The sequence below is a fragment of the Blautia sp. ZXY-1-C6 genome (assembly GCF_056339875.1).
Genome location: NZ_JBWJVQ010000162.1, coordinates 1 through 16,646 on the forward strand (window position 1 = coordinate 1; position 16,646 = coordinate 16,646).

The following is a 16,646-nucleotide window of genomic DNA, read 5'->3' on the forward strand; positions in this document are numbered from 1 at the left end:
TTAGGATCTTCTCACCTACCTCTCCCTGGCCGCCGTCTGCTGCAAATTTCTCCTGGCTTAACACATTGCGCATTGCCTGATCCAGATCCACCTTGCGGTAAGGCATTTCCGGCAGATATACAAACCTGTCCTGAAGTCTCAGAAGTTCCAGATAACCGGTCGGACAATAGAGCGCATTTCCGCTGTTTCCCGCATACATACCGATAGCCATGTTGTTGTATCCCGGTTTATCAGAAACATCCATGGTAAATGCAGTCTCGCCTGTCTCAAAATCAAGCATGATATACTGCCACATACCAGTTTCCATATCCTGAACATATCCGTAAATATATCCTGTTGCAGTGGACAGCTTCATCATGGAAGTGTCAGACAGATCACTTCTGCACCAGATACTCTTCATCTCATATCCGTCCTCCGTCTTAACTGTATCCACACGTTCTATACCCGGCGCGATCATTTTATTGCCCTGTCTCAGCCAGCCCACATCATAAATATTCTCATAGCTTTGTATTGAGGAATCATTATCTGCTTCTCCAAGCTTCGCACTTCCTGCACCAAACCAGTTACATACGATCGTGCTTACTGTTCCCTCTCCATCATCATATACAATTGCAGAATTTTCCACAGACACCTGTGTACCTTCCGGAAGCTCATCTATAACAGGCATACTCGCAACCTGTTCTCCTGTTTTCATATCCACCGCAATAAGATTTACCGGATCCTGATTATCTGTAAACATAACCAGATCTTTGGTCAGAGACGGGGAACATCCACCTCCCCATGCAAGACCGCCACCTGTCGTCTCATCGCCTTCTTTGCTTTCCTTGGCACCCACACTTTTATAGGAAGTTTCCCAGACTTTTTTCACACCATTATCCGCCTGGAGCAGATAACACTTCAGATTTGTCAGAATGACCGCACCCTCCTTAGATGCCGCAATACCATTCTCTGCACCCTCTCCCGGTTCCAGTTCATATACAAACACTGCATCTGACAGATCCACATCTTCTCCATTCAAGATCTTATCGATAGCTGCACGTGAAACATAGCCAAAGGTTCCCTGCTGTTTTCTGTCAGGATAAATGCGGAAGCCTCCTGTTGCAAACCAGAGATTTCCCTCATAATCAAAAACTACAGATAACAGATTCTGATCCAGTGTTTTTCCAAGCGCTGCCTCTGCTGCCGCTTTAATGTCGATATCCAGAACCTTCTCAAATTCCGGAAGTACATTTCCCTCCTCATCTGTAGCCTTAAGCATAAGTACCCGATTATCGTTCGTCGGACACACAATGCGATTGCTCTCATCTACAAAAGAATATGAACTCTGTATCAAGTAGCTTCCATTGTCATGCTGTTTTGGTGAAAAATAGCCCAGGGTCTGTGCCTCATCTGCATTAATATCACGGATCGCCAGGCCACCCAGAAGTGGAACCACAGAATGTCCATAGGAATCAAAAAAGACTGCCGGGGAAGCATTGGGATTAACTTTTTCATAAGAAACATTGATCTCAGAATAAATATCAACAGGCAATACCTCATCTGTTGAATCTGTATTATAGCAGTCATGATGAATATTGGAATCACTTGCTGCCATATAAGGATTCACATCCATAACCTTCGGTGTAAGTGTCTTTATAGGCAGTTCTGATGTCTGACCTGCATTTTCCTCTGTCTGTGTTTCTTCTACCTGTGTTTCTTCTACCTGTGTTTCCTCTGCACGTACCATATTTATTGACGGTTCAGATGTTGCAGCTGCTATAAAAGCGATCATTGCAAGGATTAAAGCTCTTTTCTTCATAATTGTTTTCCTCCTGAGTGTTTTTGTCATATTACATTTCTGCGTTCAAACCAGATGGAGAGTCCTTCTTTTATTTTCTGCTCTTCCACAGGTTTCATAAAAAAATATTCTATCCGCATCCTGAACGCATGAAGCGAAAAATCAAGATCACTGCACCAGATAATCCCACATTTCGGATACAGGGAACGGAGATGTTCTGCCGCATTCAGCCCGGACACACCTGGCAATGCAAGAAACACCACTGCCGGTACTGTTTTTCGTATCCGCCCAAAAAACTGTTCCTGATCCTGATAGATTTCAATCAATGGAAAAACTTTCTTTTCTGTACAGTAATTCCTGATATATTCCGCACAGTTCTGTCCTTCCTGTTCTTGATCAGTCAATATGGCAATACAATACACGACATCCCTCCTCTTCCATTTGATGTACTCCCATTTGTTATCCTCATTATAAAAAAGTAAGAAATTTTTTCAATAATTCTGTCACGAAACGACAGAAAATGACACGAATTGTAAATCTATGGTATTGTTTTGTGATATACTTATAGCAGAATTTTATGAGAATTGCGGGAGCTGCTTTGCAGCGAAGCAATTCGTAGATATCAAGTTAGGGGCAAAATGCCTTTTGACCCTAACATCATTTTATAAATAAAGGAAGATTTACTATGAGAATTGCAATTGTTGATGATATTTCAGAAGAACGGACACTGCTTCGCAACAGACTGGAATCTCAATTTTCCAGGCGCAATGTCCACGTAGATATATTTGAATATGAAAATGGAGAAACTTTCCTCACTGCAGCGAAGGAATGTCCTTTCACGGTAGTGTTTCTGGATATTTATATGAATGGTTCTAACGGGATTGATACAGCAAAAGAACTTCGCAGATCAGATACTGACTGTCTGCTGATCTTTACAACAACTTCTACCGACCATGCATTAGAGGGATTCCAGGTCCGGGCTCTGCACTATCTTGTAAAGCCCTACAGTGAAAATGATATTTCCGCACTGGCAGATGAAATCCTTTCCCGCATCCCGGATTCCGGGAAATACATAGATGTAAAGGTGAACGGCAGTAATATTCAGATTCCCTTCCGGAAAATAATCTATGCAGAGCATTTTTCCCATATGATCCACATCCACACTGCCGGTGAAAGGGAACTGGTCACCCGTCAGTCCTTTGATTCCTTCATAACCTCCCTGAAAATGGACTCACGCTTCTATCAGTGTAACCGTGGCGTTGTGATCAATCTGGAGCATGCCGTTGATTTTGACGGAACAGGCTTTCGCCTTGATAACGGAAGCAATGTCCCGGTAAGCAGGAAGCTTCTCAAAAACGCCAGACAGACATTTATGGAATTTCTGTTCCAAAGGAGGTCCTGAAATGACTGACATACTTCGCCCTGTACTTGAACTTTCCGTAATCATTCCCGGCATACTGCTGGCATATCTGCCTGTAAAAAGCTATCTGAGACAGACACCGCTTAAGCTGACAGCATGGCTTCTTCCTCTTCTTCTGGGAATCTGTATTTTGGGAGGGGCAGTTTGCTGTGCCCTGCAAATTCCGACCAGATGGTTTTTGTTTCCTCTGCTGCCTGTGATTATGCTCATTTATCACAAAACGCTGAAAATCTCTGTCTGGAAATCTGTCAGTATTTTTCTTGCAGTCTTCGCAGTTTTTACATGTGTCAAAAGTTTGTCCCGGGCAGTTAATGCACTTATGACCGCAGACCTGCATATTACAGAAAACGAACTGTGGTTTCACACCGGTGCCGGGATTTTCTATAACGTGATCTGTCTGCTTTTTGTTCTGGCAGCCTGGTATCCTGCCCGCCACTGTGTACAGACAATGATCACAGACGAGAACTTTGCCCAGACCTGGTACGTATTCTGGATTCTTCCGGTAATCTTCATCGGAGTGAATCTTTTTATGATTCCTAAATACCGCAATACTTTATATACCGGACGGGTCCTGCAGTGCTATATTGTTTTCAGTCTTGTACTGCTCATAATCCTGCTTCTGTTTTATGCCATGTTTCTTATGATGGCAGTCAGTCTGAACAGAAATGCCAGACTTCAGCAGGAGAACCATTTTCTTACTCTTCAGCAGGAAAGATACGAGAATCTCTGCATGGCTATTGAAGAAGCCAGACAGGCGCGTCACGATATCCGGCATCACTTTGTGCAGTTATCCTCTCTGGCAGAACAGGGTGACATGGAAAAGATCAAAAAATATCTCTCCGCTGCAACCGGAAAAATCTCTGACTATAACCTGCATTTCTGTGAAAATCAGGCTGTTGACAGTGTTTTCGGATATTATTCCACCCTTGCAGAAAGAGAAAACATTCCTTTTCATGCACTGGTTTCTCTGCCTGCTGATCTTTCCATAGATGAGATTAATCTGTGCCTTGTGTTTTCCAATCTGCTGGAAAACGCCATCCAGGCAAGTGCGAAAACAGAGCCTGCCCGCAGAAAGATTAATGTGGAAGTTTACCCCCACCATAATCATCTCCTTCTGATTCATGTGGAGAACACCTTCGATGGCAAAATACAGCAAAAAAACAATATTTTCCAATCCTCCAAACGCTCCGGCAACGGCATAGGAATCGAATCTGTCCGCCACATTACCGACAAAAACGGAGGTGCCTGTGACTTTACCTATCAAGATGGTATTTTCTCTGCAAAAATAATGCTCCGGATATAATCAGTTACTGATTATACCCGGAGCATTTTGTAAAAACACTCAGATTCATGCCAAACAGATAAAATCATCCGTTTCGCTACTTGCCTGATTCACTAAAATTATTCCATACACTCATCCAGAATTGCAGCCATCTTATCAATGTGTTCTTTTGTGATCACAAGCGGAGGTACGATTCTCAGTACATCACTGCCTGCAGAGATCACCAACAGTCCTTTTGCCAGCGCAGCCTTTACAACTTCACCAACCGGGCGGCCCTGGATCACGATTCCCTGCATGAAGCCCATGCCTCGTCTTGTTGCAGCGCATTCATGTTTTGCAACAATTTCATCCAGTTTCTGTTCCAGATATGGAGTCATTTCCTGTACATGTTCAATGATCTTATCATTCTCATAAATGTCAAATACCTTGCTGACTGCAGCACATACAAACGGGTTTCCACCATAAGTTGTACCATGATCACCTGGCTCCAGAGAAGCTTTGGCAGCTTTCTCATTCAATACAAACGCACCTACCGGCACACCACATCCAAGAGCCTTGGCACTTGTCATAATATCCGGCTGTACACCGTATGCCTGCCATGCAAAATAATGTCCGGTTCTTCCCATACCGCACTGGATCTCATCGAAGATCAGCATAATATCTTTCTCATCACAAATCTGACGCAGACCTTCCAAGAATTCTTTCTTCGCCGGATAAATACCACCCTCACCCTGAACAACCTCAGTGATAATTGCGCAGGTCTTATCTGTGATCTGAGCCTTTACGCTCTCAAGGTTATTGAAATCCGCAAACTTCACACCGCCCATCAGTGGCTCAAAGGGCTCTCTGTAATGAGCAGTTCCTGTTACGGAAAGTGCTCCGATACTTCTTCCATGGAAGGAATGGTTCATGGCAATGATCTCATGATCTGCATGTCCGTCACGTACATATGCATATTTCTTAGCTGCTTTTAAAGCACCTTCGATTGCTTCTGTACCACTGTTAGTAAAGAATGCCTTGCTCATTTTACTTGCCTTTACCAACTTCGCACCTGCTTCAATGATCGGCTCATTGTAATATAAGTTGGAAATATGCATCAGCTTATCAATCTGATCTTTTAATGCTTCATCATATCCCGGATAATGATATCCCAGAGAATTTACAGCAATACCTGCTGCAAAATCCAGATATTCCTTTCCTTCGGAATCATATAAATAACATCCCTGTCCCTTTTCAAAAACAACAGGAAAACGATTATAAGTGTGAAGAATACTCTCTTCGGATTCCTTCATCTGTTCATTCATGTTCATTGTAATATTTCTCCCCGTCTTCTCTCAGAATCGCAGTACCAATACCTTTGTTTGTAAAGATCTCCAACAGTAAGCTGTGAGGAATTCTTCCGTCAAGGATATGGACTCTGTTAACGCCTTCTTCAATGGCATCAATACAGTTTTTCAGCTTCGGAATCATACCTCCGCCTACATAACCGTCATCGATCAGTTTCTGTGCTTCATCTACATGAAGTTCAGAGATCAGGCTGGACGGATCATCTTTGTCTTTATAAACGCCTTCAATATCAGAAAGGAATGCAAGCTTCTCAGCATGAACAGCCTCTGCAATGGCACATGCAGCATCATCCGCATTAATATTATAAGTAGCGAACTCATCGTCATAACCTACCGGGAAAATGATCGGCAGGAAATCTTTCTCCAGAAGATCCTCCAGAATCTTCGGCTCAACCTTTGTAACTTCACCAACAAATCCGATGTCTCCACCCTCTGTCTGTTTCTTGCGGCATTTCAGCAGACCACCGTCTTTACCACTGATACCAACAGCATTTACACCAAGAGATTCCACCATGGCAACCAGTTCCTTGTTCACCTTCGCAAGAACCATCTCTGCGATCTCCATAGTATCTTTATCTGTTACACGAAGACCATTAATAAATTTCGGCTCCATACCTACCTTGCCAACCCAGCGGCTGATTTCCTTACCACCGCCATGAACGATGATCGGTTTGAAACCAACCAGTTTCAGAAGAACAACGTCCTTGATCACATTCTTCTTCAGTTCATCATCCAGCATGGCACTTCCGCCGTACTTTACAACTACGATTTTACGATTAAATCTCTGAATATAAGGAAGTGCCTCGATCAGCACCTCCGCCTTGTCCAAATATTTCTGATTAACCATTATTCTCTCCTTTTTCCAGTCAATGTCTGGTCTCCATCCCTGCTTATTGCTTTTCGCAATTAAATCAGGAGACTTACCTGATTCGGTTAAAATCACCCTTATTCACAGAATTTTGTTATGAACGGTAATCTGCATTGATTTTTATATAATCATAAGTCAGGTCACAGCCCCATGCAGTTGCTGTGGCATCACCCATCTTCACATCAGCGATTGCTGTGACAGCTTCCTCAGAAAGAATCTTCGTTGCCTCTTCTTCACTGTAATCCACAGCCACCCCATTCTCAATAATCTGGATCTTACCAGCCTTACTCTCAAAGAACAGATCCACCTTCTCAGGATCAAACTTCGCACCGGAATATCCCATAGCACACAGGATTCTTCCCCAGTTTGCATCATGTCCGTAGATAGCAGCCTTTGTCAGAGAAGAAGTAACAACAGACTTGCTCAATGTAACTGCCTGCTCCTTAGACTCTGCACCAATGATCTTCACCTCAAACAGTGCAGTCGCACCCTCTCCGTCACCTGCGATCTTCTTCGCCAGAGTAGTATTGATATAATTCAGCGCAGCCTTGAAAGTCTCGTAATCCTCACCCTTCTCTGTGATCTCCGGATTCTCAGCCAGACCATTAGCCAGAAGAAGAACTGTATCATTGGTAGAAGTATCTCCATCAACAGAAACCATATTGTAAGTATCCTTAACATCCTCACTTAACGCTTCCTGCAGCATCTTCTTGGAAATCTTCGCATCAGTAGTAACAAACCCAAGCATGGTACACATATTCGGATGAATCATACCCGAACCCTTACACATACCACCAATCGTAACAGTTTTACCACCAATCTCAACCTGAACAGCAACTTCCTTCTTCCTAGTATCAGTAGTCATGATCGCCTTCGCAGCCTCAGTACCTGCCTCCAGAGAACCATCCAGCTTCGGAGCCATCATCTTCACACCATTCTTAATACGGTCAATGGGAACCTGCATACCAATAACACCGGTAGAAGCAACCAGCACACTGTCCGCAGCCACCCCAAGAATCTCAGCAGCCGCATCCGCAGTCTCCTTACAATAACCATAACCTTCAGCACCAGTACATGCATTGGCAATACCACTGTTACAGATCACCACCTGTGCAGACGGATGATTATAAACAATATCCTGATCCCATTTAACAGGCGCAGCCTTCACCACATTGGTAGTAAAAGTCCCCGCAGCCACACATGGCACCTCACTGTAAACCATAGCCATATCCGTTCTGCCCTTATACTTAATCTCAGCCGCTGCAGCCGCTGCCTTAAATCCCTTAGCTGCCGTAACGCCGCCATCTATAATCTTCATAAAACCTCAATCCTTTCTATATAATAAGACAAACTATCTTGTTTCCCGTCCACATCCTCCACGCTCAGCGACTGCCGCAACTCCCCTGCGCAGTCACGTCCGTCAGACATCCACATCTCTTCCGTCCTGAAAAGTCAGCTCCGGAAATTATTTGGTTTTGAACGCATTTGCAGGGGCTGTAGTAACTCTTAGTGCTCGGGAATTTGCGTTATGAGGCGGCTGCATCACTGTCTGAGCGAAGTTTGCAACGGAGCGAGTTTGACAAGCCGCCTCATGCCTTTAGCAAATTCACGAACACTTAGAGTTAGTAAGCCCCGAAACCGCGTTCAAAACCAAATAATTTCCGGAGCGTCCCCTTTTCTCTAACTTACGGACACATCGGCACCTGCAGCAGTCCCTCAGCCTCCTTAAATCCAAACATCAGGTTCATATTCTGCACAGCCTGTCCCGCAGCACCTTTAACCAGATTATCCATAGCCCCCATCATAATAACTCTGTGAGTTCTCTGATCAATCTTAAAATTCACATCCACATAATTACTTCCCTCCACACACTTCGTCTGCGGACAAACATCCTTATCCAGCACACGAACGAAAGTCTCATTCTCATAATACCTATCATAAACTGCCTTCACCTCTTCATAAGAAACATCCTTAGTCAGAGAAGCATAAGCAGTCACAAGAATACCACGATTCATAGGAATCAGATGAGGTGTAAAATTGATCAGCACTTCCTTACCACACGCATAACCAAGCTGATCCTCAATCTCAGGTGTATGTCTGTGAGTAGCAACACCATAAGCCTTAATATTCTCATTTACTTCACAGAACAGATTGGCAACCTTCGCTCCACGTCCTGCTCCTGAAGTACCGGACTTCGCATCAATAATAATGGTAGACGGATCGATCAGTCCCTCTTTAATCAGCGGATAAATAGAAAGTGTGGAACATGTAGGATAACATCCCGGATTCGCAATCAGTCTTGCCTTCTTAATCTCCTCACGATTAATCTCACACAAACCATAAACCGCCTCATCAATAAACTGCGGAGCTTTATGCTCAATTCCGTACCATTTCTCATATTTCTTCACATCTTTAATACGGAAATCCGCACTCAGATCAATAACTTTCGCCTTAGAAAGAATTCCTTCATTAATTAAAGAAGCACACAGTCCCTGAGGAGTAGCTGTAAAGATCACATCCACTTCATCAGCTAATGCTTCCATATTATCATCCATACATTTCGCATCTACCAGCTTAAAAAAGTTCTGATAAACATCTGCATATTTCTGGTCAATATAACTTCTTGAACCATACCACGCAACTTCCACATCTTTATGTCCCAGAAGCAGTCTCACGATCTCGTTACCTGCATATCCTGTGGCACCGATAATTCCTGCTTTAATCATAATAATTTCCTCCATCTTCGCCTCATCCGGCGGTCTTCATTTCATAGTAAAACTTTACTCTATCAGAGTGCTGGACTAATTATACATCTTACCTGCATAATATGCAATAGTCATTTTTCAATGTTTTTACATGGATTTTATTTCAGTTCACGGATTTCCCCCTGTCTTTTCCTATATTATGTTGCATATTTATGCAAAAACAGATAAAACTTTTTTGCATTTTTCTATTGCATATTTATAAAAAAAGGTGTATATTATCACTTGTTAAGCGGAATCACACGAAATCATCTTGTTCCGCATTGAATATTTATTCAAAAATTTCAATCAGAAATTACCGCATTTATTCAAAAATAATGCGCTGAACTCCCGACCTATTCATTTACTTTCGGCAAACGGATATCTCAGGAAATTTTTACAAATCAGGAAAATAATAAAATCCAATTTCAGGAGGAATACAATCATGAAAGAAAAAGTCGTTTTAGCATACTCAGGCGGTCTTGATACCACAGCCTTAATCCCATGGTTAAAAGAAACATTTGATTACGATGTTGTCTGCTGCTGCGTAAACTGCGGTCAGGGAAACGAACTGGACGGACTGGATGAAAGAGCAAAGCTTTCCGGTGCTTCCAAATTATATATCGAAGATATCGTAGATGAATTCTGTGATGACTTCATCGTTCCATGTGTACAGGCAGGTGCTGTATACGAACACAAATATCTCCTTGGTACATCCATGGCCCGTCCGGCAATCGCTAAGAAATTAGTTGAGATCGCACGTAAAGAAGGCGCAGTTGCTATCTGCCACGGTGCTACAGGTAAAGGTAATGACCAGATCCGTTTCGAACTCGGCATCAAGGCTCTTGCTCCTGACATCAAGATCATCGCTCCATGGCGTATGACAGACAAATGGACCATGCAGTCACGTGAAGATGAAATTGCATTCTGTAAAGCTCATGGAATCGACCTTCCATTCGATGCAAGCCACAGCTACAGCCGTGACAGAAACTTATGGCATATCAGCCATGAAGGTCTGGAACTGGAAGATCCTTCCCAGGCTCCAAATTATGACAATATGCTTGTTTTAGGTGTTACACCTGAGAAAGCCCCTGATAAAGAAACAGAAGTTACCATGACATTCGAGCAGGGTGTTCCGAAAACATTAAACGGCAAAGAAATGAAAGTTTCCGAAATCATCACTGAGCTTAACAAATTAGGCGGCGAGAACGGTATCGGTATCGTTGATATCGTTGAAAACCGTGTTGTTGGTATGAAATCACGTGGCGTATATGAGACTCCTGGCGGAACCATCCTGATGGCAGCTCATGAACAGCTCGAAGAACTTACACTTGACCGCGAGACAATGGAAACCAAGAAGAAACTTGGCAGCCAGTTCGCTCAGGTTGTTTACGAAGGAAAATGGTATACACCACTTCGCGAGGCAATCCAGGCATTCGTTGAATCCACACAGAAATATGTAACAGGTGAAGTGAAATTCAAACTGTACAAAGGCAATATCATCAAAGCCGGTACAACTTCTCCATACAGCCTGTACAATGAATCTCTTGCATCTTTCACAACAGGTGACCTCTATGACCACCACGATGCAGATGGATTCATCACACTGTTCGGACTTCCACTGAAAGTTCGCGCTATGATGTTAAAAGAAGTTGAGCAGAACAAGAAATAATTGATTGATAACAGATTCAGCCAGATGGACACTTTATTCATCTGGCTGTTTTTATTACCTGATACAGTATTGCAATTCTGTAAAAAATGGCACAAAAAAGACACAGCCAGATGGCCATGTCCGTTTTTATCTGCTATGTTTATGATTATCTGCTTTCCAGTTCCGCACGTTTCTTATCGATAAGCTCCTGAAGTTTTTCCAGCTCTTCCACTGTAATCCCATCAGATTCCAGAAGCGCATTCATCATTTCCACCGGATTAATCTTTCTGCTTTTGGCATTTCCCTTTAAATAATCCTCTCTTGAAAGAAGAGGGGTATAATTTCTTGCATACACCTTGCCGTTCATTGAAGTTCCCGCAACCTGGATCAGGTTCTCTTTCAAAAGAAGCTCCAGGCATCTTCTTACTGTCGGCATTTTCAGTTCCGGTGCAATGTCATTGATCTCAAAAGCAGACAATGGTCTTCCCTCTTCCCAAAGCACATTCATAATATCATAACGTTTACCTTTTAAGATGTCCATCTTAAGATCTCCTTCCATTTTTAACCAGATATCACTATAATACAGAAATATCGAATTAATTACAATTACAGAGACCTTACACTGATTTACAGTCCTTTTACAAATTTGTTACCAAGTTTATCCGGACAATAATACATCTTTCTACACATCACGAATCATTTCGTCATAAAACAAGCTGTTTTTTCTCAAGACGGGCATATACCCACTCTCTGAAAAGTGTATAGATGACAGATACTGTCGGAATGAAGATCAGCATTCCCGCAATTCCCATCAGACTGCCGCCAAGTGTTACAGCTACCAGTACCCAGATGGATGGAAGCCCGACAGAACCACCTACCACATGAGGATAGATCAGGTTTCCTTCTATCTGCTGCAGGATAAGGAAAAGTCCCAGAAACAGAACTGCTTTTACAGGACTTATCATAAGGATCAGAAAAAATGCTACCCAACATCCGATAATTCCGCCAAACAGCGGGATCAATGCTGTAAATGAAATCAGGACACCCACCAGCATTGCATATGGAAAATGCAGGATTGTCATGGATACAAAGAACATACTTCCAAGAATCACAGCTTCGATACACTGTCCGGTAATAAAGCTGGAAAAAATCCTGTTTGCCAGATTCCATACATGTGCCAGATATCTGACCGGTTTTTCCGGGAACATTGCGTACATTGCTTTTTTTATCTGCTGCAGGAGCTTTTCTTTCTGCAAAAGGACGTAGCAGGCGAATACAAAGCCAATGGATACATTCATTGCAGTAGTCAGAAGTCCTATGGTGATGGACACTGTGGAGGAAACAATGTTATTGACTCCGTTCTTCAGTACGCCGAGTACAGAATCGATTATTTTTCCCGGCTCAATGTCAAGAGACTGCGCCCATTTCACAACTTCCGGATTGTTTCCGAATACATTGTCGATCCATTTCTGGAAAACCGGAATATTTTCTTCTATCTTTTTCGCTATGTTTACGAATGTTGCCCCCAGTTCCGGTACTACTACCAGCATAACGATCACGATTATACAGATCACAAAGCAGATAGAAAGCACCAGGCTGACCGGCCTTGCCAGTTTTTGTGCTGTTTTTTTCTCTTGTTTCAGGACTCTTCCGAACAGATGATGTTCTATGAATTTCATTGGAATATTGAGGATAAAAGCGATTCCGAAACCAATGATGAACGGAAAGAGAAAGCCAAGCAGAACTCTGACAGTGCTGATGACTATGTGCAGGTTCTGGACACCCAGATATAAGAGAATTGCGAATGCGATGAGCCATCGAATTTTTTTTATGTTTTCTTTGTCTAGCTGCATGTTTGTTTTTCCTTTCTTTTTGATATTGGAGAGTATTATATCATATTTTCCAAAAAAACGGACGCTTAGAAAAATATTTTATCTGCTATGCGGTTTCGGCATCTAAGAGATTCTAAGTCATCTGAAATCTGCTAAAAGCATGAGAAGAAAAGTCTATGATTGCTCGCTGGTGCTCAGGCAATGGACTTTTCTTCTCATAACGCAGATTTAAGAGGACTAAGAATCTCTAAGATGCCTGCAAATGCATAGCAGATAAAATATTTTTCTAAGCTGGTAATTGGAAGGTGGAAAATATCGTATCAATTCGCATGTTAAAAGCCTACATGAATAAGAAAGACTTTAAATATGAAAGAGATTGTATAAGTTCACATGGGATATCATATACTTTATATAAATTCTGCCTGTAAAATGCTTTATAGACTATGAATTATCAAATAGCAATGCAAAAAGAATATTAAATTAAATTGCAGAAAGGAATTGACAGTTAACTACAAATATTTTATAATCATTTTATAAACAATATAAGTAAACTTATATATGTCCATAATCGGTTGGACGTTTCTACCAACTACCGTAATAGTTGTCTATAAGTTCTCTCCCCAGGGAGAAAGAATGAGGTAAAGGCAGCATCGGTAGATTTTTTTTGCCTTTCCTTAACCACAAAAAGGAGGTATGGTTATGAACGAGCAGACTTTTGTTTTAAAGGGAACAATTTGCTACAGTAATTCTCTGACAGAACTTTCCATCACTGAAAATGGATATTTAGTATGTGAAGATGGGCGATGTGCAGGGGTGTTTGATGAGCTTCCTGAGAAATTTGCAGGAATCTCATGTACAGATTTTGGCGATGAGCTGATCATTCCGGGACTGACTGATCTGCATCTTCATGCTCCGCAGTATACGTTTCGTGCCTCGGGTATGGATCTTGAGCTGCTGGACTGGCTGAATACTTATACTTTTCCGCAGGAAGCACGTTATGAAGATACAGAGTTTGCAAAAGAGGCTTATTCTATTTTCACTGAGGATATGAAGAAGAGCCCGAATACAAGAGCATGTATTTTCGGAACTCTGCATGTCCCTGCTACCGAGATCCTGATGGAACAGCTGGATAAAACCGGAATAAAGGCTATGGTCGGCAAGGTAAATATGGACCGTAATGGTTCTCCGCAGTTGCAGGAAGAGAGTGCTCAGGCTTCTGCTGATGCTACGGTTCAGTGGATTAAGGATACGCTTGATAAATTTGAAAATGTAAAGCCGATCCTTACTCCGAGATTTACTCCGTCCTGTTCTGATGCACTGATGGAGAAGCTTTCGGAGATTCAGAAAAAGTATCACCTGCCGATGCAGTCTCACCTTTCTGAGAATTTCGGTGAAATTGCCTGGGTGAAGGAGCTTTGCCCGAATACACATTTTTATGGAGAAGCATATAGCCAGTTTGATCTTTTCGGCGGTGACTGTCCGACGATTATGGCTCATTGTGTTCATTCTTCGGATGAAGAAATTGCCCTTATGAAAAAGCAGGGCGTTTATATTGCTCATTGTCCGCAGTCTAACACAAATCTCGCCTCAGGTATCTCTCCTGTGAGACGTTATCTGGACGAAGGTTTACACATCGGACTGGGATCTGACATTGCAGGTGGAACTTCCGTTTCTATTCTGCGTGCTATGGCTGATGCTATTCAGGTTTCCAAGCTGTACTGGCGGTTGGTTGATTCTTCCATGAAGCCGCTTACTGTTGAAGAGGCCTTTTATATGGGAACAGAAGGAGGCGGTTCCTTCTTTGGAAAGGTTGGAAGCTTTAAGGAGGGGTATGAATTTGATGCGGTTGTGCTTAATGACAGCACTATTCCAACTCCACTGAAGCTCTCTCCGAGGGACAGACTTGAAAGACTGATCTACCTTTCCGATGACCGTAATATTACCGCTAAATATGTAGCCGGAAGAAAGATTCTGTAACTGCAGGAAATACAGATTCTGATGGTGTTTTTCCGGCATATCGTTAACAAAACGATATGCCGGGACGATTGATTCCAGGAGTTTCACCCTGTTTTTTCGGGATGATTATCTGAGGCACCACAAAACGGCCGGCAATTTTTAAAATCAAAAGGGGGAAAGATTATGAATCTTGACAAATTATTCCATCTCAAAGAGAACCACACAGATGTAAAGACCGAAGTTATGGCAGGTATTACCACATTCATGACAATGGCATACATTCTGGCTGTAAACCCAAACATTCTGGAAGCATCCGGCATGGACAGAGGAGCTGTTTTTACAGCGACCGCACTGTCATCCTTTATTGCCACCTGTCTGATGGCTGCGCTTTCTAATTATCCATTCGTTCTTGCACCTGGCATGGGCCTGAATGCCTACTTTGCCTACACTGTTGTTCTTGGCATGGGTTACAGCTGGCAGCAGGCACTGGCAGCTGTATTTGTAGAGGGTATTATTTTTATCCTGTTATCTCTGACCAATGTGCGTGAGGCAATTTTCAATGCGATCCCAATGAACCTGAAACATGCGGTATCTGTTGGTATCGGACTGTTTATTGCTTTCATCGGACTGCAGAATGCTAAGATCGTAGTTAACAACGACTCCACTCTGGTAAGTGTATTTTCCTTTAAATCCTCCGTTTCCGGCGGAACCTTCAATACAGAAGGAATTACAGTTCTTCTGGCGCTGATCGGACTTCTCATCACCGCCATCCTTCTTGTTAAGAGTGTAAAAGGAAACATTCTCTGGGGTATCCTGATCACATGGGGACTTGGCATTATCTGTCAGTTGACAGGACTTTACAAGCCTGATCCTGCAGCCGGCTGGTTCAGCCTCCTGCCTGATTTTTCAAACGGAATCTCCATCCCAAGCATGGCTCCCACATTTATGAAAATGGACTTCTCCATTGTCTTCACACTTGATTTCGTAGTCATTATGTTTGCATTCCTGTTTGTAGATATGTTCGATACACTTGGAACACTGATCGGCGTTGCTTCCAAAGCTGATATGCTTGACAAAGAAGGCAAACTTCCAAACATCAAAGGTGCTCTTCTTTCTGACGCAGTAGGAACTACAGTAGGTGCTATGTGTGGTACTTCCACAGTTACTACTTTCGTAGAGAGTGCTTCCGGTGTTGCTGAAGGCGGACGTACAGGACTTACTTCCCTGATAGCAGCCATCCTCTTCGGATTATCACTGCTGTTATCCCCGATTTTCCTGGCAATCCCGTCCTTTGCCACAGCACCGGCTCTGATCATCGTTGGATTCCTGATGCTCACATCAGTAACCAAGATTGACTTCAACGACATGACTGAAGCAATCCCGGCATTTATCGCGATTATCGCAATGCCGTTCCTGTACAGCATTTCTGAAGGTATCTCCATGGGTGTTATCTCCTATGTGATCATCAACGTTGTTACAGGTAAAGCAAAAGAAAAGAAGATCAGTGTACTGATGTATGTGCTCGCTGTATTGTTTATTTTGAAATATATCTTTATCTGATATAAATATCAGATACACATTTACAAAAAGAAGTCTCCTGCAGAGGCTTCTTTTTATTTCTATAATCTTCTTTCTCTTTTTATATCTATGATGTATAATTATGAAAGTGTTTATTCATTTTCAGATCAATAAGGCACCGGCACTCTTAAAATATATTTGAAATATTTTATAATATGAGGGCACTGAACAGTTACAAAATTCCAGTGCCTCTGT

At 42.5% G+C, this 16,646-nt stretch carries 13 protein-coding genes and 1 riboswitch; of the genes, 5 read left to right on the forward strand and 8 right to left on the reverse strand.

Annotation, left to right across the window (positions count from 1 at the left end; all coding sequences use genetic code 11):
• A partial coding sequence (locus tag AC075J_RS07595; protein WP_476390204.1) for a hypothetical protein occupies positions 1-1,798 on the reverse strand: 1,798 nt, incomplete at its 3' end.
• Positions 1,799-1,824: 26 nt separating this feature from the next.
• Positions 1,825-2,199 carry a response regulator gene (locus AC075J_RS07600; RefSeq protein WP_119243314.1) on the reverse strand — a complete coding sequence of 125 codons (375 nt, stop codon included), beginning with the start codon at positions 2,197-2,199 and terminating at the stop codon, positions 1,825-1,827.
• Between the two features lie 263 nt (positions 2,200-2,462).
• On the opposite strand from AC075J_RS07600, the gene AC075J_RS07605 reads away from it, so the two are divergent.
• Both AC075J_RS07605 and AC075J_RS07610 read left to right on the forward strand, forming a co-directional pair.
• Positions 2,463-3,179, forward strand: coding sequence for a LytR/AlgR family response regulator transcription factor (locus tag AC075J_RS07605; RefSeq protein WP_119243315.1), 717 nt, complete (start codon positions 2,463-2,465; stop codon positions 3,177-3,179).
• Position 3,180: 1 nt separating this feature from the next.
• Positions 3,181-4,500 carry a sensor histidine kinase gene (locus tag AC075J_RS07610; RefSeq protein WP_119243316.1) on the forward strand — a complete coding sequence of 440 codons (1,320 nt, stop codon included), beginning with the start codon at positions 3,181-3,183 and terminating at the stop codon, positions 4,498-4,500.
• A 98-nt stretch (positions 4,501-4,598) separates the two neighbouring features.
• Here the strand turns inward: AC075J_RS07610 and AC075J_RS07615 are convergent, their stop codons facing one another.
• From AC075J_RS07615 to argC, 4 genes are all read right to left on the reverse strand, one after another.
• Positions 4,599-5,789, reverse strand: coding sequence for an aspartate aminotransferase family protein (locus AC075J_RS07615; protein WP_025578615.1), 1,191 nt, complete (start codon positions 5,787-5,789; stop codon positions 4,599-4,601).
• Positions 5,776-6,672, reverse strand: coding sequence for an acetylglutamate kinase (gene argB, locus AC075J_RS07620; RefSeq protein WP_020993510.1), 897 nt, complete (start codon positions 6,670-6,672; stop codon positions 5,776-5,778). The genes AC075J_RS07615 and argB overlap by 14 nt, the downstream gene beginning before the upstream one ends.
• Before the next feature lie 115 nt (positions 6,673-6,787).
• Positions 6,788-8,011, reverse strand: coding sequence for a bifunctional glutamate N-acetyltransferase/amino-acid acetyltransferase ArgJ (gene argJ, locus AC075J_RS07625; RefSeq protein ID WP_119243317.1), 1,224 nt, complete (start codon positions 8,009-8,011; stop codon positions 6,788-6,790).
• Positions 8,012-8,378: 367 nt separating this feature from the next.
• Positions 8,379-9,419: an N-acetyl-gamma-glutamyl-phosphate reductase gene (gene argC / locus AC075J_RS07630; RefSeq protein WP_119243322.1), complete on the reverse strand. Its 1,041-nt coding sequence runs from the start codon at positions 9,417-9,419 to the stop codon at positions 8,379-8,381.
• 460 nt (positions 9,420-9,879) lie between these two features.
• Between argC and AC075J_RS07635 the strand changes: the two genes are divergently transcribed.
• Positions 9,880-11,106 (forward strand): argininosuccinate synthase, encoded by a 1,227-nt coding sequence (locus AC075J_RS07635; RefSeq protein ID WP_008706208.1) that lies wholly within the window; start codon positions 9,880-9,882, stop codon positions 11,104-11,106.
• 145 nt (positions 11,107-11,251) lie between these two features.
• On the opposite strand, the gene AC075J_RS07640 is transcribed toward AC075J_RS07635, so the two are convergent.
• Both AC075J_RS07640 and AC075J_RS07645 read right to left on the reverse strand, forming a co-directional pair.
• Entirely contained in the window at positions 11,252-11,626 is a 375-nt protein-coding gene (locus AC075J_RS07640; protein ID WP_020993513.1) for a BlaI/MecI/CopY family transcriptional regulator, read from the reverse strand.
• A gap of 163 nt (positions 11,627-11,789) precedes the next feature.
• On the reverse strand, positions 11,790-12,938 hold the full coding sequence (locus AC075J_RS07645) for an AI-2E family transporter (RefSeq protein WP_173745039.1): 1,149 nt from the start codon (positions 12,936-12,938) through the stop codon (positions 11,790-11,792).
• A 511-nt stretch (positions 12,939-13,449) separates the two neighbouring features.
• Positions 13,450-13,545, forward strand: a riboswitch (purine riboswitch).
• A 71-nt stretch (positions 13,546-13,616) separates the two neighbouring features.
• Here AC075J_RS07645 and AC075J_RS07650 point away from each other — a divergent pair.
• Both AC075J_RS07650 and AC075J_RS07655 read left to right on the forward strand, forming a co-directional pair.
• Positions 13,617-14,894: an amidohydrolase family protein gene (locus tag AC075J_RS07650; protein ID WP_330601102.1), complete on the forward strand. Its 1,278-nt coding sequence runs from the start codon at positions 13,617-13,619 to the stop codon at positions 14,892-14,894.
• A 162-nt stretch (positions 14,895-15,056) separates the two neighbouring features.
• Entirely contained in the window at positions 15,057-16,433 is a 1,377-nt protein-coding gene (locus AC075J_RS07655) for an NCS2 family permease (protein WP_173679297.1), read from the forward strand.
• Positions 16,434-16,646 lie beyond the last annotated feature (213 nt).